17 protein-coding genes are annotated in these 25,625 nt (G+C 72.3%); 12 read left to right on the top strand and 5 right to left on the bottom strand.

Translation table 11 applies throughout. The annotated features are described in order from the left end of the window. The first annotated feature begins 63 nt into the window (after positions 1–63). Positions 64–2,535, top strand: coding sequence for an alpha-L-rhamnosidase N-terminal domain-containing protein (locus tag AB0M02_RS33525; protein WP_364234275.1), 2,472 nt, complete (start codon positions 64–66; stop codon positions 2,533–2,535). A gap of 13 nt (positions 2,536–2,548) precedes the next feature. Here the strand turns inward: AB0M02_RS33525 and AB0M02_RS33520 are convergent, their stop codons facing one another. Next, positions 2,549–4,081, bottom strand: a complete 1,533-nt coding sequence (locus tag AB0M02_RS33520) for a GGDEF domain-containing protein (protein WP_364234272.1) — start codon at positions 4,079–4,081, stop codon at positions 2,549–2,551. A 116-nt stretch (positions 4,082–4,197) separates the two neighbouring features. On the opposite strand from AB0M02_RS33520, the gene AB0M02_RS33515 reads away from it, so the two are divergent. From AB0M02_RS33515 to AB0M02_RS33495, 5 genes are all read left to right on the top strand, one after another. Beyond that, positions 4,198–5,769 (top strand): S8 family serine peptidase, encoded by a 1,572-nt coding sequence (locus AB0M02_RS33515; protein WP_364234269.1) that lies wholly within the window; start codon positions 4,198–4,200, stop codon positions 5,767–5,769. Between the two features lie 62 nt (positions 5,770–5,831). After that, positions 5,832–8,210 carry an ABC transporter permease gene (locus AB0M02_RS33510; RefSeq protein ID WP_364234267.1) on the top strand — a complete coding sequence of 793 codons (2,379 nt, stop codon included), beginning with the start codon at positions 5,832–5,834 and terminating at the stop codon, positions 8,208–8,210. Positions 8,211–8,248: 38 nt separating this feature from the next. After that, positions 8,249–10,336, top strand: a complete 2,088-nt coding sequence (locus AB0M02_RS33505) for a hypothetical protein (RefSeq protein ID WP_364234265.1) — start codon at positions 8,249–8,251, stop codon at positions 10,334–10,336. Between the two features lie 58 nt (positions 10,337–10,394). Beyond that, positions 10,395–13,100, top strand: a complete 2,706-nt coding sequence (locus tag AB0M02_RS33500; protein WP_364234264.1) for an Hsp70 family protein — start codon at positions 10,395–10,397, stop codon at positions 13,098–13,100. 59 nt (positions 13,101–13,159) lie between these two features. Then, the gene (locus tag AB0M02_RS33495; protein WP_364234261.1) at positions 13,160–13,549 is read left to right on the top strand and encodes a DUF6188 family protein; all 390 of its coding nucleotides are present in this window, start codon (positions 13,160–13,162) and stop codon (positions 13,547–13,549) included. Here AB0M02_RS33495 and AB0M02_RS33490 read toward each other — a convergent pair. Continuing rightward, complete coding sequence (locus AB0M02_RS33490; protein WP_364234260.1) at positions 13,525–15,084, bottom strand: GGDEF domain-containing protein; 1,560 nt, start codon at positions 15,082–15,084, stop codon at positions 13,525–13,527. The genes AB0M02_RS33495 and AB0M02_RS33490 overlap by 25 nt on opposite strands. Before the next feature lie 137 nt (positions 15,085–15,221). Here AB0M02_RS33490 and AB0M02_RS33485 point away from each other — a divergent pair, with 137 nt between their 5' ends. Continuing rightward, a complete protein-coding gene (locus AB0M02_RS33485; RefSeq protein WP_364234258.1) occupies positions 15,222–17,777 on the top strand; it encodes an EAL domain-containing protein in 2,556 nt (851 codons plus the stop codon). 2 nt (positions 17,778–17,779) lie between these two features. Here AB0M02_RS33485 and katG read toward each other — a convergent pair whose 3' ends face one another. Further along, positions 17,780–20,011 carry a catalase/peroxidase HPI gene (gene katG / locus AB0M02_RS33480; protein ID WP_364234257.1) on the bottom strand — a complete coding sequence of 744 codons (2,232 nt, stop codon included), beginning with the start codon at positions 20,009–20,011 and terminating at the stop codon, positions 17,780–17,782. Continuing rightward, positions 20,008–20,445, bottom strand: a complete 438-nt coding sequence (locus AB0M02_RS33475) for a Fur family transcriptional regulator (RefSeq protein WP_364234254.1) — start codon at positions 20,443–20,445, stop codon at positions 20,008–20,010. The genes katG and AB0M02_RS33475 overlap by 4 nt, the downstream gene beginning before the upstream one ends. A gap of 286 nt (positions 20,446–20,731) precedes the next feature. Here AB0M02_RS33475 and AB0M02_RS33470 point away from each other — a divergent pair, with 286 nt between their 5' ends. Continuing rightward, positions 20,732–20,911, top strand: coding sequence for a hypothetical protein (locus tag AB0M02_RS33470; RefSeq protein ID WP_364234251.1), 180 nt, complete (start codon positions 20,732–20,734; stop codon positions 20,909–20,911). Between the two features lie 49 nt (positions 20,912–20,960). Here AB0M02_RS33470 and AB0M02_RS33465 read toward each other — a convergent pair whose 3' ends face one another. Then, positions 20,961–21,695 carry a hypothetical protein gene (locus AB0M02_RS33465; RefSeq protein ID WP_364234249.1) on the bottom strand — a complete coding sequence of 245 codons (735 nt, stop codon included), beginning with the start codon at positions 21,693–21,695 and terminating at the stop codon, positions 20,961–20,963. Positions 21,696–21,754: 59 nt separating this feature from the next. On the opposite strand from AB0M02_RS33465, the gene AB0M02_RS33460 reads away from it, so the two are divergent. From AB0M02_RS33460 to AB0M02_RS33445, 4 genes are all read left to right on the top strand, one after another. Next, positions 21,755–22,294: a QsdR family transcriptional regulator gene (locus AB0M02_RS33460; protein WP_364234246.1), complete on the top strand. Its 540-nt coding sequence runs from the start codon at positions 21,755–21,757 to the stop codon at positions 22,292–22,294. A 64-nt stretch (positions 22,295–22,358) separates the two neighbouring features. Next, complete coding sequence (locus tag AB0M02_RS33455) at positions 22,359–22,547, top strand: DUF3311 domain-containing protein (RefSeq protein WP_364234243.1); 189 nt, start codon at positions 22,359–22,361, stop codon at positions 22,545–22,547. Continuing rightward, positions 22,544–24,139: a sodium:solute symporter gene (locus AB0M02_RS33450; RefSeq protein WP_364234242.1), complete on the top strand. Its 1,596-nt coding sequence runs from the start codon at positions 22,544–22,546 to the stop codon at positions 24,137–24,139. Before AB0M02_RS33455 ends, AB0M02_RS33450 begins: the two co-directional genes overlap by 4 nt. A 45-nt stretch (positions 24,140–24,184) precedes the next feature. After that, entirely contained in the window at positions 24,185–25,621 is a 1,437-nt protein-coding gene (locus AB0M02_RS33445; protein ID WP_364234240.1) for a protein kinase, read from the top strand. Positions 25,622–25,625 lie beyond the last annotated feature (4 nt).

The raw sequence follows: 25,625 nt of genomic DNA, 5'->3' as shown, positions 1-25,625 counted from the left end.
GCGTGCACCTGGGGTGTACTCACAGTGCATCCCAGATCGCCGCGGGGACTGTAACGATGACGCATGTCCAGCATGAACTTCCCCGGGGTGCGGTGGCACGGCCACTGGGTCGCACCCGACGTCCCGGAGTTCTCGATCGATCCGACGAGCGTCGGGTCGGACCTGCCACCCGCGGGCTTCTCGCGAGCGCACTTCCGCCGGGTCCTCGAACTCGGGGACGTTCCGGCGTCCGCGCCGCTGCGAGTCTCGGCGGACTCGCGGTACGTGCTGTGGGTCAACGGCGCCGAGGTGGGGCGCGGCCCGATCCGGTCGCAGCCGCGGCGGCTGCGCTACGACGAGTACGACATCGCCGGCCACCTGCGGCCCGGGCGGAACGCCGTCGCCGTGCTGGTGACCTATTACGGTCATCCGAACTCGTTCTGGCAGCCCGCGGCGTCCAGCGGCGTGATGGGCCGGGACGTCCAGGTCGTCCTCGAGGCGCGGCTCGGCGACGAGTGGCTGGTCACCGACGAGCGGTGGCGGGCGCTGCGGTCACGGGCGTGGCGCGCGCCGGCGGCCGGCAAGGCGCTCGACGGTGTGCCGATCGAGATGCTCGACGCCCGTGAGCTCGACCCGGGCTGGACCGAGCCGGAGTTCGACGACTCCGTCTGGGCGTCGGCCACCGTGCTCAAAGCGGGCCACGACGGGGCGCTGGCCGAGTCCCGCCCGCCGACCGATCCGTACGGTGCCCTGCTGCCGCGTGGCGTCGCCGCCCTCGGCGGTCAACGGATCGCGGCGCCATCGATCACCGTGCGGAGCGCGCCGGCGCTGACCGGCCTGCCCGACCACCCCGCGGAACGACTCATCCGCCAGCTCCGCGTGGGCGAAGCCGGGCGGACGGGCCGCCTGCCACTGACCGTTCAGCGCGGTGATGACCGGGCGACGCTGGTCGGCGTCGACTTCGGGCGGATCGTCGCCGGCCACGTCGAACTCGAGGTCGACGCGCCGCCGGGTGTCCGGCTGGACCTGTTCTACCAGGAGTCCGCCGGATACGACGCCGTGGCCGGGCCGGTCGACTCCGCACCGCGCAGCAGCGCCACGTACGTCACCCGCGGCCATGCCGACCACTACCGGGCCGTCGACGTGAACGGGCTCCGGCAGCTCTTCCTGATGATCCCCGCGGGAACCGGCACGGTCATCGTCCGGGAGATCGCCGTCAGCGAGTACCACTATCCCTTCATCGGCGGCGCCGCGTTCGAGTCCGGCGACCCGGAGCTGGATCGGCTCTACCGGGCCGGGATCCGCACCACGGAGCTGAACTCGTTCGACGCGTTCACCGACTGCCCGACCCGCGAGCAGCGGGCCTGGGTGGGCGACGGCGTCGTACACCAGATGGTGCATCTGGCCGGCAACGAGGACTGGCGGCTCGCCCGCAACTACGTCACGCTGGGCGCCTCGCCGCGCGCGGACGGCATGCTGCCGATGAGTGTGGCCGGCGAGATCGAGTACCGCGGCGGCTACACCATCCCGGACTGGGCACTGCACTGGATCCACGGGGTCTGGAATCTGTACCGCCACGACGGCGACCGAGCCGCGACCCTGCGGATGCTGCCGGTCGTCGAGCGGGTGCTGCGGTGGTACGAGCCCTTCGTCGACGAGCACGGCACGCTCACCGACGTACCCGAGTGGAACCTGATCGACTGGTCGAGCGTGTTCTCCCACGGCCGCTCGTCCCTGATCACCGGGCTGTGGGCGCGGGGCCTGGCCGAGTTCGCCGAGATGGCCGACTGGGTGGGCAACGCCGCCTCGGCTGCCTGGGCTCGCGAGCGGTGGGCGGGAGCCCGCGCCGGTTACGAGGACTTCTGGGACCCGGGCCGGGGCAGCTACGTCGACCACGTCCTCGACGGCGTACGCATGCCGGCCATGTCCCAGGCCGCCGGAGCCGTGGCGATCGTCTCCGGCCTCGCACCGGCCGAGCGCCGCTCCGGGATCATCGACGTGATCACGGACGCGTCCCGTCTGGTCGTCCGCTCGTGGATCGGCGGCGCCGACGGCGGCTACGACATGACGAAGATCGTCGAGCACTCGCAGGGCGTCTACCGGATCGACTGGGACGCCGAGCGGGAGATCGTGCTCGCCGAGCCGTTCTTCAGCTACGTGGTGCACGACGCGGTCGCCGCCGCCGGCAAGGCCCACCTCCTGCCCGATCTGCTCCGCCGCTGGAGTGTCTTCCTGCACGACGGCTTCGACACCTTCGGCGAATGCTGGGGCTGGGGCACACCGGTCCACGCCTGGAGCGCCACACCCACGAAGGACCTCATCTGGTACGTCCTGGGCGTCACTCCCGCCGAGCCGGGCTTCGCCGCCGTCCGGGTCGCACCCCGCCCCGGCGCGCTCGCGAACCTGACCGGAGCCGTGCCCACCCCGCACGGCCTGGTACGCGTCACGGTCACCGATGGCCGTGTCCACGTGGACAGCCCGGTCCCGGTGCACTTCGTCGCGCTCTCCGGCGCCGAGTCCACGGCCCCCGCCGGCACCAGCGAGTTCTCGCTGTGACCCGCCGGGGGCATCAGTCCGGGTCGGCGGTGAGCACGACGCGGTTGCGGCCGGTGCGTTTGGCTGTGTAGAGGCGGCGGTCGGCCTCGGCCAGGAGGTCGGCCTGGTCAGCATCCGGGTCGTCGGTGGTCAGGCCGCCGATGCTGACCGTGACCGGCAGGTCGCCGGTGACCGGGTGCCAGGGGTGGGTGGCAATGCGCAGGCGGATGGTCTCCAGGGCCTCGGCTGCCTGGTCGGGGCTGAGGCCGGGGAGGACCAGCAGGAACTCCTCGCCGCCCAGGCGGGCCACGAAGCCGTCGTCGGCCTGGCGGTCCTGTTCGTCGGCGAGGATCTCGGCCACGGCTATCAGGACGCGGTCGCCGATGTCGTGGGAGAGCGTGTCGTTGATGCGCTTGAAGTGGTCGATGTCGATCACGGAGACGGTGACCGGTGGGTCGGTGAGGGCGTCGGGCAGGTTCTCGTCGACGAAGCGGCGGTTCCAGAGGCCGGTCAGCGGGTCGCGGCGGGCCTGTTCGCGGTAACGTTCCGCGTCGCGGCGGGCCTCGGCGGTCTCGAAGATGGCCTGGCGTGCGCGGGCCTTCGCCTCCTGCTGGGTGGAGCGGAGCTGCTCGCTCGCCGCGTGGTACCGCTTGTACTCCTCGAAAGCGGCCTGGAAATCGCCGCCGGCCGCGTGCAACTCGGCCTGTTCAGCCATGACACGTACGCCGACCGCGTTCAGCTGATGCTCGTCGCACAGTGACCGGCAGTGGTCGAGGCTGGCCTGCGCCCGGTCGAGGGCGTCCTGGTGGCGCTGGGCGATCGTGAGGGTCAGGGCGGCGTCGGCGGCGTCGTGCGCCTCGTACCAGTTGGGCGCGTCGTACACGTCGCGCAGGATCGCCTCGGCCTCGGCGTACCGGCCGGCGCTGATGTGGATGTTGGCGACCGTGTCGCGCTCGACGACGAGCAGGTCGCGGCCGATGGTGCGGGCCGCCGCGTACATCCGCTCGACCGCGGCCAGGGCGGTGGCCGCGTTGCCGGCCTCGAGCTCGGTGTAGGCCAGGTTGTTGAGCGCCAGCAGCCGGCGGGTCATGTCGCCGATGTCGACGGCGATCTGCTCGGCCTGGCGGTACCGCTCGCGCGCCTGGTCGTAGGAGCCGATCTCGGCGAGGGAGTTGGCCAGCCGGATCAGGACGATGATCCGCAGCCCGGCCGGCGCGTCGGCGTCGAGCAGGTCCACGGCGTTCAGCGCGTGCTCCAGGCTGGCCGCCTGGTCGCCGAGGTAGTGGTAGGTGAGCGCCAGGTGGAAGTGGGTCCGGCCGAGCAGCGGGCGGCACTCGTGGCGCTCGGCCCAGCGGTGCGTGGCCAGGAAGACCCGTGCCGCATGGTCGACGTCGCCGACGCGGCGGCGCATGTCGGCCTGCACCAGCCGCGCCCGGTGACCCAGCACCACGTCGCCGATCCGGTCCGCCTCGACAGCGGCGGCGGTCGCCCGTTCGAGGATGACCGTCACGTCATGACCCTCGTGGTTCTCGAGGTCATGAAGTTCGGCGGCGAGGTCCTGGCTCACCGCCGACGTATCGGCAGCGCGCCGCCGAACTGAAGGAAGCAAAACCCTCAGACACGGCGGAGGGCCGCCGATGACGTGCGACCGAATCGCAACCAGCACGCTACGGAGGATGCGCGATGAGGCGTACGAAGAAGGTTCTGCGGACCGCGGCGGCGGCGACTCTCCCGCTCGCCCTGGTCGGCGCCAGCGTGCTGAGCGCGCCGGCGGCCGCCTCTGATCGGGTGCCGCCCGATCAGGCCCTGATCGAAAGGCCGGGCGGCGGCTGGGTGTCGCCGCAGGGACGTGCCTGGTCGGGACGGTGGCTGACCACGACCAGCACGAGCACCGGCACGAGCCTGAAGGACGTGCGCACGATCATCGGCGCGGACACCGGCAACGCGGCCCGGCTGACCGGCGCCGGGGTCGGTGTCGCGCTTCTCGACACCGGTGTCGCACCGGTGGCCGGGCTGCCGGTGGGCCAGGTCGTGAACGGGCCGGACCTGTCGTTCGAGTCGCAGGCGGCCAACCTGCGGTACCTGGACTCCTACGGTCACGGCACGCACATGGCCGGCATCATCATCGGCAACGACACCGCGAGCGGCAGCAAGGGCATCGCGCCCGGCGCCCAGCTGACGTCGCTGAAGCTGGGTACCGCGAACGGCGCGGTGGACGTCTCACAGGTGATCGCCGGCATCGACTGGGTGGTCGAGCACCGCGACGACGACCCGGACAACCCGATCCGCGTGCTGAACCTGTCGTACGGCAGCGGCGGCAACCCGGCCGCGGCGACCGACCCGCTGCAGTACGCCGTCGAACGCGCCTGGAAGGCCGGCATCGTGGTGGTCGCCGCGGCCGGCAACGACGGCAACGGCGAGTCGCTGCTGACCAACCCGGCCACCGACCCGTTCGTGATCTCGGTCGGCGCCGCCGCCACCAAGGGCACGGTCAGCACCGCCGACGACGACCTGGCCACGTTCACCAACAGCGGAGCGGCCGGCAAGCCGCTCGACGTGCTGGCACCCGGCGAGTCGGTCCTGTCGCTGCGTGACCCGGGGTCGAGCATCGACGACTCGTACCCGGCGGCGCGCAGCGGCACCACGCTCTTCCGTGGCAGCGGCACCTCGCAGGCCGCCGCGATCACCTCCGCGGCCGTCGCGCTGCTGCTGCAGGCGCGGCCGCAGCTGACCCCGGACCAGGTCAAGGACGTGCTCAAGCGGGGCACCGTGCTGACCACCGGCAAGGCCGCGAGCATGAAGCTCCGGCAGATCAACGTGAACACCGCGCTGGGCCTGGCCCCGTCGCCGGCCAGCACCCAGAACTACCCGCTCTCCACCGGCAGCGGCGAGCTCGACGACGCCCGCGGCGACAGCCGGGTGGTCAGCAACAACGTCCCGCTGGCCGGCGAGTTCACGGTCTTCGGCCCGTTCCACAGCGCGAACTGGGCGGCCATGTCGGCGGCCGGGCGGTCCTGGATCGGCGGCACCTGGATGGGCACGCCGGTCGCGGCCGACGGCTGGACCGGCACCTCGTTCGCGTCGAAGACGTGGGGTTCGGCGGTGTGGGCGACCGTGCCGTGGGGCGGCAGCCGGACCTGGACCGACCCGAGCTGGAGCGGCCGGGCCTGGTCGGGCCGGGCGTGGTCGGCCGACGACTGGACCGGCGCGCGCTACACGTCCACCGAGGACTGGAGCACCGCTCTCTGGGGCTGAACCCCACCCCTGTGTGTGGACTTCGGGTTCGTATAGCGTCCGAAGTCCACACACGAGGTTTGTTGGGGGCGGTTCTGCGGCGGGTACGGGCGTACGCGGCTCACCTCGGCCTGCTCGCCGTGCTGTCGCTGGTCGCCGCGCTGCTGTTCGCCGGCGGTCCGCGTGCCGCCAACGGGTTCACCGACGAGGGTCTGCGGGCGGAGATCGCCGCGTTGCCGCACGAGGCCCGCGACCTGACGTACCGGGCGGCGCCGTCGGGGGCGCCGTCCGCCGCCGAGAGCGCGCTGCCCGCCCGGGAACAGGCACTCCCCGGGCCGCTGCGGAACCTGGTCAGCGACCGCTGGTTCGCCGGGTCGGTGGGGCCGGGGAACATCGAGCGGTCCGGGCCGCCGCCGTACTCGGGCGCCTGCAGCCCGGAGCTGCGGGTGCGCTATCAGACCGGCTGGGCGAGGGAGGTGCGGCTGGTCTCCGGCCGGTTACCCGCACCGGGCGACGCGACCGAGGCGGTGGTCGAGGCCGCCGCGGCGGACGCCGGCAATCTGCACGAGAGTGCGAGGGTACGCCTGACCGGCGCGGCCGGCTCGGTGACGCTCACGGTCGTCGGCGTGTTCGAGCGCGCCGACCCGGCGTCACCGTTCTGGGACGGCCTGGCCACGGTGCCGGTCATCTGCCCGGACCCGCGCGAGGGCGACACCGTGCGGATCACGCTTCTCACCGACCTCGCCGGGATCGCCAGGGCCGGTCATGCGACCGGTGTGCTCGCCTACGAGTGGCGTTACGCGCTGGATCCCGGGCGCTTCCGGGCATCCGGCCTGACGGCGGTCAGCACGGCGGTGGCGGCGGCGCGGCGGGTCGCGTCGTCCGGGGAGACGAGTCTGGACACCGGCGTCGACAGCGCGCTCGGGGATTTCGAGGAAAGGCTTTCCGGGGTACGGGCATTGCTTGCCCTGGTCCGGGCGGGGCTCGCGGCGACCGTGCTCGGGCTGATCGTGATGGCGTCCGGACTGCTGGTGCAGCGGCGGCGGGAGGAGTTCGCGCTGCTGCGGGCCCGGGGCGCGTCGGGCGGCGCGGTGGTGCGGCGGACGCTCGCGGAGACAGCCGTGGTGGTGCCGGCGGCGCTGGCCGCGGGGTGGGGCCTGAGCCTGCTCGTGCCGGGGCGGCCGGATCCGGTCGACGGGGTCCTGATCGCGCTGGCCGGGCTGGTGGCACTGCTGTCCGCGCCGCTGCTCGCGGCACGGTCCGGACGGCACCGGCGAGCGGCGCCCGCGCGGCGGGTCACCGGAGAGCTCCTCGTGGTGCTGCTGGCGGTGGCGGGCGTGGTGCTGGCGAGGCGGCGAGGACTGGGCGCCGACCCCTATCTGGTGTCGGTCCCGGTGCTCCTCGGTGCGGCGGCGGCGCTTCTACTCGTACGCATGCTGCCTTTGCCTCTGCAGCGGATGGGTCTCCTGGCGCGACGTTCCCGCGGCCTGGTCCCCTTTCTCGGCCTGGCCCATGCCGGACGTGGAGCCGCGGTCGGTGCCGGACCGCTCGCCATCCTGGTCGTCGCCGTCGTGACCGGCGTCTTCGTCGCCGCGGTCAGCGGAACCGTGCGCGACGCGCGCGACCGCGCCACCGACCTGGAGATCGCCGCGGACGCGCGGGTCGACGGCTTCGCCTTCGCGCCGGACACCTCGCGGGCCCTGACGGCGCTGCCCGGTGTCCGCGCGGTCACGCCGGCTCTGCTGGAGGGTGGCGCCGCGCTGACCGGCGAGACCGGCCGCCGCACGCAGGCGCAGGTCATGGTCAGCGCCGCGGTGCCGGAGACGGTGGTGTCACCGCAGGTCGCGGCGGAGATCGGGTCGGGCGGCACGATCGTGGTGCAGGGACGCCGCTACGAGTTCCGGGTGGCCGGCGTCGCGGAGACCGTGCGCGGGCTGCCGCCGAACGCGCGCCGGTTCGTCGCACTGCCCTGGAACGCGCTGCCGGTGCCCGAGTTCCAGCCGCTGATACCCAACCGCTTCCTCGTCGAGGGCCAGGGGTTCTCGGTCCCGGCGCTGCGCGAGGCGGCGGACGAGGGACAGCGGGCGAACCTGAGCCGGGTGCTGGGGCACGCCGTCCGGGTGGACGCGCTGGCGCAGCGGGCCTCCGTCACGACGTGGGACCAGCATCGGGACGCCCTGGGCCGGGGCGGGGTGAACGGGGTGCTGGACTTCACGTATGCGGCCGGTGCGATCGCGGCGGCGGTCCTCGCGCTGCTGGCGGTGGCCCTGACACTGCTTGCCGGTGCGCCGGGCCGGCGGGAGACGATCGCGCGGCTCCGGACGATGGGTCTGGCGGCGCGGCAGGGACGGCAGTTGCTGGTGGTCGAGGTGGTGCCGGTCGTGGTGGCGGCGCTGGCGGCGGGCGGCCTGGCCGGGTCGCTGCTGCCGTGGCTGCTCGGAGGGGCCCTGAACATTCGATGATCGTTGATATGGTCCGCCCCGGAAACGGGGGAGGTTCCATGCGGCGCTCATTGGCGCGGATCTCGGCATTGCTCCTGGTCTCGGCGGCGGCGGTCGGTGTGCCGTCGGCTGCCGTGGGACAGGTGGACGATCCATACGTCTTCACGTCCGCGGACGTGGGTTTCATCGACGGCGGGGAGCAGGCGGGACGGCCCGGCCGGGTCGTGGCGATGGACGACTACCTGCCGGACAGGAAACCGATCGTCCGGCTGGATCTGAGCTGGGACCAGATCCAGCCGGACGAGGACGTGGCGCCCGAGTGGAGCCGGCTGGACGCGCACGTGGACGCCGCCCACGCGCGCGGCATGCGGGTGCTGCTGATCCTCGACTACACGCCGGCCTGGGCCAACGGCGGGAACACGCCCAACCACTACCCGGTCGGCGACGCCGCCTGGGAGACGATCGTCGGGCAGGCCGTCGACCACTTCGGTGCGAAGGTGCAGGCGTACGAGGTCTGGAACGAGCCGAACAACATCCGGTACGCCCACTACGGCGACGACAGCATCGAGACCCGGATGCGGCGGTACTGGAAGCTGGCCGATCTCGCGTACGGGGTGATCAAGGACCGGTGCGAGCAGTGCGTCGTGCTCGCGGGTGCCTCGGGTGGCGGTGACGCGTACGAGGTGAACGGGGTGATCTACAACGACAACGAGGCGCGGGACTGGCTGGAGTGGGCGTACCGGCAGACGCCCCGGCCGCGGTTCGACGCGCTCACCTATCACCCGTATCCGGACTGGGGCGGTGGCAACCTGCCCTCGTACGCGAAGGACCCGTGCCACGGCACGACCTCCTGGTACCGCTACTGGTCCGGGTTCGGCCCGGACGACCCGGCGTGCGGCGGGCTGGCCGGGCTGCGTGACGTCATGGTGCGCAACGGCGAGGGGGACAAGAAGATCTGGGCCACCGAGTTCGGGTTCCCCTCCGACGGGTGGCGGGCGCCGCAGTCCATGGAACGGGTCCGGGACGCCCTGGAGGAGGGTGTCCGGATGTGGCGGTCGCGGCCGTACACCGGGCCGCTGTTCCTCTACTCCTTCCAGGACACCGAGGCCGGCCACGAGGAGTGCCGGGACAAACCGCACAACGGCGAGTGCCACTTCGGGCTGCGCGACAACCAGAACCGGCCCAAGGAACCGATGTACAGCGATCTCCGTGAGGTGCTCGACGGCGAGAACTGGCTGCCCGCGCTGGCGCCGGGCCGGTCGCTGTTCCGCGGTGCGGCGATGCGGTCGGCGAACGGGCGGTACACCCTGCGGATGCAGGCGGACGGCAACCTGGTCCTCACCGACCCGCTCGGCAGCCAGATCCGGGTGCAGGGTGACCGCCGGGCGTACCGGCTGTCCAACCAGCACGACGGCAACCTGGTGCTCTACGACCACGCCGACCGGGTGCTGTGGGCGACGAGCACCAGCGGCCGGGGCGACTCCACGCTCACGCTGACCGATGACGGCGCGCTGGTCCTGCGGCCGTCGGGGCAGACCGAGCCGACGTGGGACTCGTCGGACCTGTTCGCCAGCGGGGTGGAGGTCTACCAGGCCGGCAACGACTGGAACAACACGATCTCGGTGGACGCGCCGGGTGGCGGGATCCGCAACGTGACCGGGGTGTGCTGCTCGCTGACCGGGCCGGAGCTGTACAACGGGACGAACCCGGCGGGCGCGCACACCGGCGGGCGGGTGCTGATGTACTCGGGCCGGGACACCAGCGGCACGGATGGGTCGCACGCGTACAACAAGGTGTTCCGGTTCGGCGACATGACGGTCACATCTACGACACGGCTGTCGTACTGGATCTATCCGGAGAGCACCCAGCCCCACAGCACGTGCGTGTCGGTCGACCTGATCCTGGCCACCGCGGCCGGTGCGCGGAACAGCCTGCGCGACACCGGGGTCACCGATCAGCGTGGCAACCGGGCACACCCGGCCCACCAGTGCGGCAAGCTCACGCCCGGCACCTGGAACTTCGTCAGCGTCCCGGTGGGTGCCGTCGCCGCCGGCAAGAAGATCGTCCAGCTGGACATCGGGTACGACCAGCCGGCGAACAAGGGTGGTTACCGCGGATTCATCGACGACATTCGCATCACCCGCTGAGCGCCGCCCTACCGACCGGAGGATCCCAAGCGTGCGGGGAACCCCTAAGGTCGGGGGCGTGACAGCGGAGTACGGCCTGGGCATCGATCTCGGCACCACGCACACGGCGGCCGCCGTGCTGAGCGGTGGCCGTGCCGAGTCGGTGCGCCTGGGCACGCGGCGCATGGAGATCCCGTCGGCGGTGTTCGTCAAGGACGACGGCGGGATCCTGGTGGGCGAGGCGGCCGAGCGCCGCGGGCAGGACGAGCCGGCGCGCCTGGCCCGCGAGTTCAAACGGCGGCTGGGTGACCCGGTGCCGATCCTGGCCGGTGGCGTGCCGTTCTCCGCGCACGCGCTCACCGCCAAGCTGCTGCGGCACGTGCTGGACACGGTCACCCGGCAGCACGACGGGCCGCCCTCCCGGGTGGCGCTGACGTATCCGGCGCACTGGGGGCCGTACAAGCGGGAGCAACTCGACCAGGCGATCCGGCTGGCCGACGCGGGACCGGTGCGGCTGCTGACCGAGCCGGAGGCGGTGGCACGCCGCCACGGCATGACCCGGCGGATCGGGCCGGGGGAGACGGTGGTCGTCTACGACCTCGGCGGCGGCACGTTCGACGTGGCGGTGCTGCGCCGCGAGGAGGACGGGTTCGCGCTGCTCGGGACGCCGGAGGGGGTCGAGCTGGGCGGGGCCGACTTCGACGAGGCGGTGTACGCGCACATGCTCGGCGCGGTGGACTCCGCCGACCGGGACTCCCTCGACCGGGACGACCCGGAGACGGCGCCGGCCCTGGCCCGGCTGCGGCGGGACTGCGTGGAGGCCAAGGAGTCGCTGTCGTTCGACTCGGAGGTGACGGTGCCGGTGGCGCTGCCGGGGCGGTACGCCCGGGTGCGCCTGCAGCGCTCCGAGTTCGAAGCGATGATCGCGCCGTCGGTCCGGGACACGGTCGACGCCACCCGGCGAGCCCTGCGCTCGGCGGGGGTGGAGGCGTCGGGGGTCAGTGCGATCCTGCTGTCGGGCGGGTCGTCGCGGATTCCGATGATCGCGCGGGTGCTGGGTGCGGAGTTCAACCGGCCGGTGATGGCGGACTCGCATCCGGAGCACGCGGTGGCGCTGGGCGCGGCGGTGAGCCTGGACGCGGTGGCGGCAGTGGTCGGCGCGCCCTCGCCCGCGGCTTCGTCGTCTGTGGCTCCGGCTGCGGCGGCTGGGCCGGCTACCACTGAGGCTGCTGTTCCCGGGCCGGTGACGACCGCCGCGGCGGCTACCGAGCCCGCGCCGACCGAGGCGGCGACCGGGGCTGCCGAGCCGAGTGAGACGGTTGAGGCGGCGCCGGAGCCTGCCCGGACCGCCCCGGCGAACGGCGCTTCCGCCGCCGCCACGCCGAGCAGCGGGTCGCCGGCTGAGCGGTTGGGGCTGTCGGTCCGGCCCGCTCCGAAGCAGGACTTCACCGATCTGCGCACGCCGTCCGATCCATGGGCCGCCGCCGAGGCCGCGGAGGCGGCGGACGCCGCTGCCCGGCTCGCCGCGGCCATCGAGGCCGAGAAGGCCGACTGGATGGGTGGAGCGGGCGCTGCCACCGTGCCGGTGGCCAACCGGCCCGCCGTTGCCGACCGGCCGACGTCCGTTTCCGCCCGGCCCGCGCCGGACGGTGCCGAGGCCGGCTCGGGCGGGGAACAGACTGTTCCCGCGTCGCGCCAGCCCACCGAGGACACCCGGATCGCCGAGGTGGAGCCGAGTACCCAGTTCATCCCGGCCACGTACAGTCCGGCGCCGCCGCCGGTGGGCCGGAAACCGGACCGGCGCCGCCGGATCCTGGTGATCGCGGGCGCCGTCGTGCTCGTCCTGGCCGCCTCCGCCACCGGCGTGATCCTGGCCGACTGGAACAAGAGCCGGGCCAAGGACACACCCACCGGCGGCCCCAGCACCGGCGCCTCCGCCAGCGCGGCCGGTCCGTCCGCGATGCCCTCCGACGTCATGCTGATCCGGATGGACACCGGCGGCGACATGGGAGCCGACGACTGGAAGCCGCGGATCCAGTATTTCGACCCGGTCGAGGGCACCCGCCGTGACCTGGCCGGCACGGAGGTCGGCGACGTCCTGCCGCGCTGGTCGCACAACCGGGAGCAGATCGCGCTGACCAACCGGTCCGGCGGGAACAACGCGATCTACGTGATGAACAAGGACGGTGGCGACCGCCGGCTGCTGATCGACGGCGTGACCGGTGGCCGGGTGGCCTGGTCGGCCGACGACACGAAGCTGGCGTACGTCAAGCAGGTCGGCAAGGTCAACCAGATCTTCGTCATCCCGGTGGCCGGTGGCGAGCCGAAGCAGCTGACCCGCTCCAAGAGCCCCAAGGACGACCCGGTCTGGTCGGCCGACGGGGCCTCGATCATCTACTGGGCGGAGCGCGACGGCACCCGGTCGATCTTCGACCTGACCGTCGACGCGCCCGAGGAGCCGGGCCGCCCGATCACCGACGCCGCCCTGGGTGACGCGGTCGACCCGGCGCTGTCCGTCGACGGTGAGCAGGTGCTGTTCACCAAGCAGATCGACCAGGACAACACCGACGTCTGGCTGGTCGGCACGGACGGCTCCGACCCGCACGTGGTCGCGTCCGGGCCCGGCCGTGAGATGGACCCGACGTGGGCGCCGAAGGACGACTGGTTCGCGTTCGTCCGCGGCGACCTCAACCATCCGCAGATCGTGGTGCAGCGCGCGGACGGCACCGGCGAGAAGGCGCTCACCACCGGCAGCGCCCGGGAGGGGCACCCCTGCTGGTTCTGAGCGGATCCGCAATCGTCCTTTAAAGCTCTCTTATGGAAGCCGGGGCTACGGTCCTGCGCATGTTGCCAACCATGGTCGGGCGGAGACTCGAGTACCTGCGACTCGGTCACGCCATCGTCCTGGGGTTCAGCGGTGGGCTCCAGGTGCTGATCGAGGCCGTCGCGCACCTCGACGGCCCGGATGGCCGGGTCGACGTCGAACCCGGCGACAACCCCTCGGACGCCCTCGCGGTGGTGCTCGGGGACGTCGTACGCGAGGCCCGGACCCGCGAGACCGGCGAGCTGGACATCACCTTCGAGAGCGGCGCCGGACTGGTCGTGGACGCCGACGCGGACGTCGAGTCGTGGGCGATCGCCGGCCCGGACGGTTCACTGGTCGTCTGCGTGTCCCGTGGCGAACTCGCCGTCTGGGGAACCGACAGGGCTCAATGTGACGGCGCCAGCGCGTAGGAGCCCTTGCCGCTGCGCTTGACCTCGTACATCGCGTGGTCGGCCTCGCGCAGGAGCGCGTCACCGTCCTTGGTGAGATCGGTGGCGACGGCGATGCCCACGCTCGCGCCCACCTGCGCCGAGCCGAAGCCGGGTATCGCTACCGGCGCCTCGACCGCCTGGACCATCCGGGCGGCGATCTCGCGTGGGTCGTCGGCCGGGGCGGGGCTGAGCAGGACGGCGAACTCGTCGCCGCCGATGCGCGCGACGGTGTCGTCCTCGCGTACGCATGAAGAGAGACGTTGCGCGACCTCGCGCAGCAAAGCGTCCCCCGCCGCGTGCCCCCACGCGTCGTTGACCTGCTTGAAGTCGTCCAGGTCAACGAGCATGGCGACCACCGGCACGCCCGCCGCGAGCGCCGTGTCGAGGCGTTCGGCATAGAGCGAGCGGTTGGGCAGGCCGGTCAGCCCGTCGTGGAACGCGTGGTGGCGCAGGCGGGCGGCGAGGGCGTCCCGTTCCGCGAGCGAGTCCCGCAGGCCCTGCTGGGTGTCGCTGAGCTCGCGCACCTTGACGTCGAGCTCGCCGAGGAGGCGGGCGTTGTCGCGGAACGCGGTGAGCTGGCGCAGCACCACGAGCAGCGTGCTGACGGCGGTCGCCGCGAGGGCGACGGCCACGGTCGACTCGGCGCCCCGGATCACCGCGATGGTGAGCAGCAGGTACGTGACCGCGATGGCGCAGTAGGGCAGCAGGCTGTACGGCTTGCGCCCTCGCGGCTCGAGGATGCGCGGGCTTCCGGCGAGCTGGTTCTGGTTGACCCGCAGTGCGATCGTGAGCAGCGCGTGCGCGGCGAACACGCCGATCAGGTACCAGGACAGGCGGCCTCCGGACAGCCCGTCGCTGGCCAGGGCGTCCGCGGCCGACTTGCTCACCGCCGCGCTGCCGGCGATCACGCCGCAGGTCCTGGTGAACGGTGCCGTGCCGGACATGACGAGCTTCGCCACCACGAAGACGCAGAGCAGGATGATCACCGGCCCGGCGAGCACCGGCGCGGCGCTGTCCAGCAGCGCGGCGGGCCGGTCCGGCACGATCAGGTACCAGCCGACCACGATCGCGGCCACCATCACGGTGGCCACGTCCATCCAGAACCGGTTGCGCTCGCGACGGGACCGGAAACCCAGGGGCACGGTGAGCAGGGTGAGCATCAGCCCGATGCTGCCGACGGCGAGCGCGATCAGCTGGACCGTGGTGCCGGTCGCCGAGGTGGGCGCGGACGGATCACGGGCGACCGCGACGAGTTGCGCGACGTCACCGGCCAGGTAGACGACACCGGCGGCGGCGACGGTGCGCCAGAACCGGCGTGCCCAGCCCGGCAACTCGGGCAGGCGGGACGTGGACCGGGCCACCCACACCATGCCGGCGTGTGCCGCGGCGATCGCGATCCACGCGGACACGACCTGGAAGCCGTGCCTCGCGGCCAGCAGCGCGATCACGGCGGCGGCACCGGCCACCAGGCCGATCAGCAACCGGTCCGGGCCGGCCTCTCGACCCCGCGTCACGTCCACCTGTGGCTCATCGGCAGCCCGGCATCGCGATGAAACTTTTTCGCCGCACCGGCCGTAACCCCCGCACGTTCCGATCGTTGACGCTGGATATGACAGGCGGATCCCCTCTCCGCCGGGTGGCGGTGCCGGCGGTGCCCGTGCTTCTGGCCGCGGGTGCGCTGATTGCCGCGTTCGTCCTGCTCCCGGCGGCCGCGCTGGCCGGCCTTCTCACCTCGTGCTCCGCGGTGATCGCATTCGGGACGGCCCGTGCCGCCGTGACCGGGCGGGCGGCCGGGCCGCGCCTGCGCGCGCTGGCGATTGCGGCCGGCATGATGCTCACCGCGCTGGCCGGTGCGGCCAGCGGCGTCGCCACGCTGGTCGCGCCGGACGTGCTGGTGGCCGGCGGTGTGCCGCTGCCGGCCGAGATCCCGCTGGTCAGCCTCTTCCTGGTGGCGGCGCTCTATCTGCCCGCGATCCTGCGGCCGCAGCAGCGCCGCGACCTGCTGGGCCGGATGCGGTGGGGGCTGGACGTGCTGGGCGTCACCGCGTGCCTCATCTATCCGACCTGGCTGACGGTGTTCAGCAGCGGTGACCGGCGCGGTGCGGCGATGACCGCGCTGATCTTCGGAGCGGGCGCCGCGGCCACCGTCGCGGTGACCGGGGTGCACGCGATCCGGCACCGGGCGGCGCTGCAGTGGTGCGGGCCGGCCGCGGCGCTGTCGCTGATCGGGATGACCGCGCTGGTCGTCGGCCTGGACTTCCCGGGCCGGGCGAACGCCGCGATCGCCGTCGTGGTCGCCGCGATCGCGATCAACGTGGCCGGCGCCCTGCTCTGGTACGGCTCGGTCCGCGTCTCACCCGACGTGGGCCCGATGCCGTCGCCGGGCAGTGAGCCCTCGGCGAGTTTCCCGCTGCTCGCGCTCCTGATCCTCGGCTCGGCGCTGATCACCGTGTTCCACCTGATCAACGGTGGGCAGGTGGACGCCGTGTCGGTGCTGTCCGGCACCGTGGCGGTGGCGGCCGTGGCGACCCGCGAGTGGGTGTCCGCGATCGCCCTGCGCCGCCAGGCCGGGCACCTGACCGACCAGGGCAACCGGCTGCGCAGCCTGATGTACGGGTCGGCCGACGTCGCGATGGTGCTCGACGCGAACCTGGCGGTGCGCTGGCAGTCGGCGGCCGCGGCACGGCAGTTCGGGCTCTCCGACCAGGACGTCGTCGGCCGTACGGTGTCCGCGCTGGTGCATCCCGGCCAGGTCGAGGCGGTGCACGCGTACCTGACCGAGCTGCTGGCCGTCCACGACGGCGACCCGGGTCCCGGCCTCGCGGTCCGGCTGCGCGACGGGTTCGGCCGGTGGCGGGAGACCGAGTGGACCACCAGCGGCGCCGACCCGGCCGAGCCGCACGCGCTGGTCGTGCACATCCGCGACGTGACCAACATGCGCGACCTGGAGCAGGCGCTGCGGGAGGCCACCCACCTGGACCGGCAGACCGGGCTGGCCAACCGCGAGGGCCTGCTGCGGGCGGCCGAGCTGATCCCGGACGCCGGCGCGATGATCGTGCTGGAGCTCTTCGGGCTCACCGCGATCGGCGACGTGCACGGCCGGGACCTCGCCGAGCTCGTGCTGGTGGAGGCCGGCCGGCGGCTGCGGACGCGTCTCGCCGACACGGACGTACCGGCCCGGCTGGGTGAGACGCGGCTGGCGGTGCTCACCCACTGCGGGGCGGTACGCGCTCAGCTGCTCGCCGGTCAGCTGGTCAACGCGCTGTCCGCGCCGTACACCGTGGCCGGCGCGGTCTCACACCTGTCCGCCTCGGCGGGGCTGACCGACGTCGCCGGTGACGACGACACCGACGAGGTGATCCGGCGGGCGGCCCTCGCGCTGCGGTCGGTCCGGTCCGGCCCGCCGGGTGCGGTGGAGTGGTACGACACCGAGATGGAGACGCGCCTGCTGCGTCGCTCCACCCTCGAACAGGACCTGCCGGGTGCGCTCGCGCGCGGTGACCTGGATCTGATCTTCCAGCCGATCGCCGACCTGCGGGACCGGCGCCCGGTCGGCGTGGAGGCGCTGCCGGCGTGGCGGCACCCGGCACTCGGGACGGTGCCGGCGGAGGAGCTGCTGCCGCTGGCCGAGGAGCTGGGGGTGCTGGCCGAGATCGATCACTGGGTGCTGCACCGGTCGTGCCGCCTGCTCGCGCAGTGGCGGCGGTACGCCGGCGACCTGTGGCTCGCGGTGAACGTCCGGCCGCGCGAGCTGGTCGACCCGCGGTTCCAGGCGAGCCTGCACACGGCTCTGGACTATCACGGGCTGCCGCCCTCGGCGCTGGTCGTGGAGGTCGCCGAGCAGCATCTCGACGTGCACCAGCCGGCGGTCGAGGACGTCGCGGCCCAGCTGGGGCGGATGCGCGCCGAGGGCATCCGGACGGCGGTGGACAACTTCGGCACCGGGCCGACGTCGCTCAGCCGGCTGCGGATCCTCCCGATCGACCTGCTGAAGATCGATCGGGAGGTGCAGGCCGGCGCCGTGATGGACGTGGCGGTGACGCTCGGGCGGCGGCTCGGCATGGAGGTCGTCGCGGACGGCCTGCAGACCGAGGCGGACCTGGAGAGCGCGCTGGCCGCCGGGTGCCGGTGGGGACAGGGTGAGCTGCTGGGCAGCCTCATGCCCCTCGAGCACCTGGAGGCGATGCTCGAGGGGCACTGCCGCTGAACTCAGGCCAGGTCGAAGCGGTCCAGCTCCATGACCTTGGTCCAGGCGGCGACGAAGTCGTGCACGAACTTCTCGCGGCCGTCCTCGCTGGCGTAGACCTCGGCGAGGGCGCGCAGCTGGGAGTTCGAGCCGAAGATCAGGTCGACCGCGGTGGCGGTCCACTTCACCTGGTCGGTGGCGAGGTCGCGGATCTCGTACACATGCTCGTCGGTCTCCGACGCCTTCCAGCGGGTGCCCGGCGAGAGCAGGTTGCGGAAGAAGTCGTTGGTGAGCGCACCCGGCTTGTCGGTGAGGACGCCGTGCGCGCTGCCGCCGAAGTTGTTGCCCAGCGAGCGCAGGCCGCCGACCAGCGCGGTCATCTCGGGCGCGCTGAGGCTGAGCATGTACGCCCGGTCGATCAGCAGGATCTCCGGCTGGGTCTTCTCACCCGGGCGCAGGTAGTTGCGGAACGCGTCGGCGCGCGGCTCCAGAACCTTGAACGACTCGGCGTCGGTCTGCTCCTGGGAGGCGTCGGTGCGGCCCGCGTGGAACGGCACGGTCACCGGGACACCGGCGTCGCTCGCGGCCTTCTCGACCGCGGCCGAACCGGCCAGCACGATCAGGTCGGCCAGCGAGATCTGCGCGCCACCGGCGGCGTTGAACTCCTGCTGGATGCCCTCCAGCTTCGCGATCACCTCGGCGGCGCCCTGGTTGACCTCCCAGCCGCGCTGCGGCTCCAGGCGGATCCGGGCGCCGTTGGCGCCACCGCGCTTGTCGGTGGAGCGGAACGTCGCGGCCGACGCCCAGGCGGTCGAGACCAGCTGGGCGGTGCTCAGGCCCGACTCCAGGACCTTCGCCTTGAGCGCGGCGACGTCGCCGTCACCGACCAGGGCGCCCGCGGTGGCCGGCACCGGGTCCTGCCACAGCTGCGCCTCCGGAACCCACGGGCCGAGGAAGCGGCTGACCGGGCCCATGTCGCGGTGCAGCAGCTTGTACCAGGCCTTGGCGAAGGCCAGCGCGAACTCGTCCGGGTTCGCCAGGAAACGGCGGGAGATCTTTTCGTACGCCGGGTCGAGCCGCAGCGACAGGTCGGTCGTCAGCATCGTCGGCAGGTGCTTCTTCGCCGGGTCGAACGCGTCCGGGATGATCGCCTCGGCGTCCTTGGCGACCCACTGCTTCGCGCCGCCGGGGCTGGTGGTGAGCTCCCACTCGTACTCGAAGAGGATCTCGAAGAACCGGTTGCTCCACTGCGTCGGCTTGTCGGTCCAGGTGACCTCGAGACCGCTGGTGATCGCGTCGGCGCCGCTACCGCTGCCGTGCGTGCTCAGCCAGCCCAGGCCCTGCGCCTCCAGCGGCGCGCCCTCCGGCTCGGCGCCCACGTGGTTGTCGGCGACACCGGCGCCGTGCGCCTTGCCGAACGTGTGGCCGCCGGCGATCAGCGCGACGGTCTCCTCGTCGTTCATCGCCATCCGGGCGAACGTCTCACGGATGAAGTGCGCCGCGGCGATCGGGTCGGCGTTGCCGCGCGGGCCCTCCGGGTTGACGTAGATCAGGCCCATCTCGGTGGCGCCGACGCCCTCGGCCATCGTCTTCTCGGACGCGTAGCGCTCGTCGCCCAGCCAGGTGTCCTCGGGGCCCCAGAAGATCTCCTCGGGCTCCCACACGTCCTCGCGGCCGAAACCGAAGCCGAACGTCTTGAAGCCCATCGACTCCAGGGCGACGTTGCCGGCCAGCACCAGCAGGTCGGCCCAGGAGATCTGCTGGCCGTACTTCGCCTTCACCGGCCAGAGCAGGCGGCGCGCCTTGTCCAGGTTCGCGTTGTCCGGCCAGCTGTTGAGCGGGGCGAACCGCTGCCCGCCGTCACCGGCGCCGCCACGCCCGTCGTGGATCCGGTAGGTGCCCGCGGCGTGCCAGCTCAGACGGATCATGAGACCGCCGTAGTGGCCGAAGTCGGCGGGCCACCAGTCCTGCGAGGTGGTGAGCACGTCGACGATGTCGCGCTTGAGGGCGTCGACGTCGAGCTTGGCGAACTCCTTCGCGTACTCGAAGTCGGGGCCCAGCGGGTTGCCCTTGGCGGAGTGGGCGTGCAGCACGGAGAGGTCCAGCTGGTTGGGCCACCAGTCGCGGTTGGTCCGCGGCCGGCCGCCGGTCTTGGGGGTCGGCGAGTCGATCGCCGGGTTCTCGCTCTCGCTGCCGTGCGCGGTCACCGAGTCGTGGGCCACTGGGCAGCCGCCGGTGGTCTGATTGTCGCTCATTCGCTGCTTCCTTCCGGGTGCGTGGTCAGGCAGTCGGGGCAGGTGCCCCAGAAGACGACCTCCGCCTCGTCGACCACGAACCCGTGGTCGGCCGAGGCGGTGAGACAGGGGGCACGTCCGACCGTGCAGTCGACGTCGGCGATCGCACCGCAGGAGCGGCACATGATGTGATGGTGGTTGTCCCGCACCCGCGTCTCGTAGCGGGCGGTCGCACCGGCGGGCTGAATACGCCGCACCAGACCGGCGGCGGTGAGCGCACGTAGCACATCGTAAATCGCCTGGTGAGAGACCGAGGGGTGATTCGACCGCACCAGCGTGATCACCGTGTCGGTGTCCACGTGCGGATGGTCCCTCAGCGCCGCGAGCACCGCGAGGCGCGGCCGCGTCACGCGGAGCGAAGCAGCCCGCAGCTGCGCCTCGAAGCCGGACGTCATGCCCGAAGACCTTAGGCGACTTTTCTGGAACGAATCAAGTTTTGGTGGACTTGAACACGCCGGTGGCCGTCCACAGAAATCTGGTTGTCCACAGCGAGCGAGGCGAGGCGCGCGGCGCGGTCCGTCCGGGCGCCAGCCTGGGCGCATGACACCGATGTTGTGCGATTGCGCTTGTGTGGCCCATTACGGCATTCCCCGCGAGTTCTTCGACGAGGAGGGCTGCGCATGCTCGATCACCTGTTCATCCCAGCCCGTCACCCTCTGGGTGAGGGAGTGGAGGTGCGCGATGTTCCTCCACCCGCCTACCGGGCGCCTGTGGTTCGTCAAGTCCGTCGGTGACGGGGAGTGGGACTGGGGCGGGGCCGGGGCGATCGACCCCAGGTCCGAGATGTTCGAAGCGGCCCGGGCCCTCGAGGCACTGATGCTCAGGGCGGAGTCGGTGATCGCGACCAAGGGCGTCAAATAAGAGATAGATGACCCGGCGGCGGCCCGCCAAGGCCGCCGCCGGGGCGTGGTCAGCAGCCCAGGCGCTTGGTGGAGAGGGCGATGTCGTCGATCCAGAGGTTGAACTCGGCGGGGGTGGTGCCGGGTTGGTAGAGCTGCCAGCCGATCTTCACGGTGTTCACGGCCGGGAGGATGAAGGGGACGTTGTTGCCGCCGTGGTTGTTGGTGGAGGCGGTCAGGTCGGGGTTGGCGACGCCGTCGATCCAGACCGTCACGCGGTTGTCGGTGGCGTCCAGGGACCACTCGAAGCACTGCCACCTGTCCTCGACGACCGGGGCCGACTCGCGCCAGTTCGTCCAGTCGCCGGTGGGGCCGCCGTCGGCGCCGACGCCCCAGAAGATGCCGGGGACGGTGGGTGCGTACTGGCCGCCGATCGGGCGGACCACCTCGGTGCTGCCGGTGCCGGTGGCCTCGACGAGGGTGAAGTGTGCCCAGTCGGGTGCGGTGGGGAAGGCGTCGACGCGCAGCCGCATCCGGCCGAAGAAGCGGTTGCCCGGCGCGGCGAAGTCGTCGACGCGCAGGAAGGCGCGGCCGTTGTCGACCGTACGCACGTGCAGCACCTTGCCATGACGGGCCCGCTCGACGGTCAGCGTGCCGTTGCGGGTGTCCACACCCCACTTCAGGGTGCTGGCCCCGCCCACCGGGAGCCGGTCGAAGTTCTCGGAGAAGAGCACGCGGCTTGAGGCGGTAGCCGGCGTGGCGGAGAAGAGCAGTACAGCGGCCGTGAGAGCAGCGAGAATACGCATTGGTCTCCTTCGATCGAATGGGAGCGCTCCCATCTTGGCAGATGCCGTAGGTTGCCAGGGTGAGGGTGGTCAGCGACGACGAGGCGACGCGCGCGGCGTGTTCCTTCTTCCTGCGGCACGGCACCGTCGACATGAACCGGCTCGCCGCCGCCATGTGCGTCAGCCGCGCCACGCTCTACCGGGTGACGCACGGCCGCGACCGGCTGCTCGGCAACGTCCTGTGGCGGCTGGCCGACCGGATGCTCGCCGAGGCCCGCCGGCACCGCACCCGCGACGGCGTGGACGGCGCCATCGAGGTCACGCACCGGTTCACCGCGCAACTGCTCGCCGCCGAGCCGTTCCGGCGGTTCCTCACCTCCGAGCCGGAGGCCGCCGCCCGGATCCTGCTGACCCACGCCGGTGGGCTGACCGAGCGCGTCGTGACCGCCCAGGAGGAGATCTTCAAGGAGGTCGGCCTGGACAGCGCCGGGCCCGACCTCGCCTACCTCTACGTACGGATCATCGAGTCGGCCCTCTACGCGGAGCTGGTCGCCGGCCGCAGCACCGATCTCGGCCTGGCCCACCGCGCGGCGCGAGCGCTGCTGCTGAACGGCACCTGAGACACCTGTCGCAGCATTCCGCGTAACCGTGGCGTCACACATCGAGGCCTGAATATGGTGCGGCATGCGTTCCCGACGACACGCGCAGTGGCTGCTCATCCTGCCAGTGGTCGCGCCTCTGCTGACACCGCTCACCAACCGGATCGAGCCGGAACTGATCGGTGTGCCGTTCTTCTTCTGGTACCAGTTCGCCTGCGCGCTGTTCGCCATCGTGGTCATCAGCGCGGTCCACCTGATCACCAAAGAGTCATGACTGTCGAGGCCGGCGTCTTCACCGCCCTGATGCTGGTCGTGCTGGTGCTCGGCTTCGGCGCCGCGTACTGGCGCAGGCCCGAGGATCCGCACACCCTCGAGGAGTGGGGCGCCGGCGGCCGGGCGTTCGGCAACTGGGCGATCTGGTTCCTGATCGGCGGCAGCATGTACAGCGCGTACACGTTCGTCGCGGTGCCCGCTCTCACCTACGGCATCGGGGCGATCGGGTTCTTCGCGGTGCCGTTCGCGATCCTCACCACGCCGCTGACCTTCGTGCTGACGACGAGGGCCTGGTCGGTGTCCCGGCGGCACGGCTTTCTCACGCACAGCGAGTTCGCCACCGCGAGGTTCGGTTCACCCGGGCTGGGTGCGGCGGTCGCGGTCACCGGCATTCTCGCCACCGTTCCGTACGTTGCCGTGCAGCTGATCTCACTGCAGGCGGTGTTGCGGACTGTCGGGTTCGGCGGTGAGTGGCCCCTGCTCGCCGCGGTGACCGTGGTGTCGGTGTGCACGTTCCGCTCCGGTCTGCGCGCGCCCGCCCTGCTGTCGGTCCTCAAGGACGCGCTGATGGCGTGGATGCTGCTGACCGCGTTGCTCATGGTGGCGATGTACGGCGGCTGGGACCGCACCTTCCGGCTAGCCGGCGACCGGTTCGCGGCGACACCCTCACCGGTCGACGGCCTGTTGCTGCCCGACACCGGCCACTTCGGATTTCTCACGCTGGTGATCGGTTCGGCGCTGGCGGTCTTCGCCTACCCGCATGCTCTGGTGGCCATGCTTGCGGCAAAAGACCGGGCTACCGTACGCAAGAACGCCGCCGCCCTTCCCGTCTACTGCCTGGCCCTGGCCCTCATGGCCCTGCTCGGCTTCTTCGCCCTGGCCCGCGGTGTGACACCGGTCGACGGCGACCTCAACACGATCGTGCCGCGGATGATCCACCAGTTCTTCCCGGGCTGGTCGGCCGGCGTCGCGTTCGCGGCGCTGAGCGTCGCCGCGCTGATCCCCGCAGCGGTGATGTCGATCGCCGCCGCCAACGCCTTCACCCGCAGCCTCTACCGCCCCTACCTGCGGCCGGACGCGTCGCTCGCCACCGAGGCCCGGGTCAGCCGCTGGGTGTCGCTCGTCGTCAAGTTCGGTGCCGCCGCCCTGATCCTGGCCGTCGACCCCACGTTCTCCGTCGACCTGCAGCTGATCGGCGGCGTGATCATCCTGCAGACCGTCCCGGCGGTCCTGCTCGGCCTGCTCACCGGCTGGTTCCACCGCGCCGGCCTGATCGCCGGACTGCTCACCGGGCTGGTCCTCGGCCTCGGCATGCTCTACGAGATCCCCGAGGCGGACGGGACCGGCCACTTCGGGGGGTCGAGCTGGCCGCTCGGCGACGGCACCACCGTGTACGTCGGGCTGGTCGCACTGGCGCTCAACCTCGCCGTCGCGGTCGTGGCCACCGTCATGCTGCGCATCGCCGGAGTCGACGGCGGCCACGACGCCACCCGCCCGGAGGACTACGAAGCCGATGCCGGCGACCCGCGGCTGCGGCACCTGGACAGCCTGATCGACGGCCTTCCCCGGCAGCAGCGGGCCGGTGTCCGCTGACGATCGGCGGATGCGAATCAGTGACCGTTGTGTCACTGTGACGCGATGGCTGCTCGCGTTCTCAACGACCGGTACGAGTTGCGGTCGCTGCTGGGGCGCGGCGGGATGGCCGAGGTGTGGGAGGCGTACGACCGGCGGCTCGACCGCACGGTGGCGGTGAAGATGCTGCGCCCGGACGGTGCGGCCGACCCCACGTTCGCGGCCCGGTTCGACCGGGAGGCGCGGTTCGCGGCCGGCCTGTCGCACCCGAACATCGTGGCCGTCTACGACTTCGGCGCGGAGGACGGCGTTTCGTACCTCGTGATGGAGCTGATCCGGGGCCGCAGCCTGTCGCAGCGGCTGGCGACCGGCCCGCTGGAGTTCGCCGAGGCGGTCCGGATCGCGATCCAGGTGTGCGCCGCCCTGGAGGCGGCCGCACGTGCCGGTGTCGTGCACCGCGACGTGAAGCCTGGCAACATCCTGATCACCGAGGGCGGCCAGGTGAAGGTCTGCGACTTCGGCATCGCCCGGGTCGCCGGGACCGCGCAGGCCGACCTGACCGGGTCCGCGCAGATCATGGGCACCAGCTCCTACATGGCACCGGAGCAGGTCACCGGTGGCCGCATCGACGCCCGCACCGACCTGTACGGGCTGGGCTGCGTGCTGTACGCCATGCTCACCGGCCGCCCGCCGTTCACCGGCGACAGCCCGTTCCAGATCGCCTGGCAGCACGTGGAGAAACCGCCACCACCGGCCACCTCGCTACGGCAGGGCGTCCCCGCCGACCTCGAACGACTGCTGAGCGACCTGCTGGCGAAGAAACCGGCCGACCGCCCCGCCGGCCCCGGCCCGGTCCGCGTCGCACTGGAGAACGCCGACCTCGACACGGTCGTCGTGCCCGCACCGCAACGACCGAGGCGCCCCCGCCCCGCGCTCCTGGCCGGAGCAGCCGCTGCCGCGGTCGCCGGCGTGATCGCCGCCGTCGCCCTCGCCACCCAGACCGGCGACGCCGGCTCACAGGCCGCCCCACGGGAGGGCAGCCCCGCCCCGTCGGTCACCCCCACAGCGGGCCCCGGCGCCGTGCCACCCAGCCCACCGGCAGTCACCACCGGGCCCTCCGGCGCCGCACCCTCCAGGTCAGCCGCACCCGGCCCCACCCCGTCCGGCGCCGCGCCGTTCACCACGGTGCCACCCGTCGCCACACCCCCGGCCACGACCCCACCCGGCGAGACTCCACCGGCCGACCCACCCGGCGACGCCGTCGCCGACGCCCGCGCAGTGCTCGACACCCAGGTCAGCGCCGGCGCCATCGACGCCAAGGACGCCCGCGACCTCTACCGCCGCCTCGACAGCATCGCAGAGGAGGCCGCCGACGGCGACACCACGAAGGTCACCAAGGAGACCGCCGCCCTGCGCGAGAAGGTCACCGACCTCCATGACCGGGGCCGCATCACCGACGACGGCTACACCGCCGTCGTCGCCTCCCTCGATCACATTGACTGAGACC

Source organism: Actinoplanes sp. NPDC051861, assembly GCF_040681145.1.
In the GTDB taxonomy this organism is placed as follows: Bacteria; Actinomycetota; Actinomycetes; order Mycobacteriales; family Micromonosporaceae; genus Actinoplanes.
The sequence above is the reverse complement of the archived record's forward strand: the minus strand, read 5'-3'. Positions and strand labels throughout refer to the sequence as shown.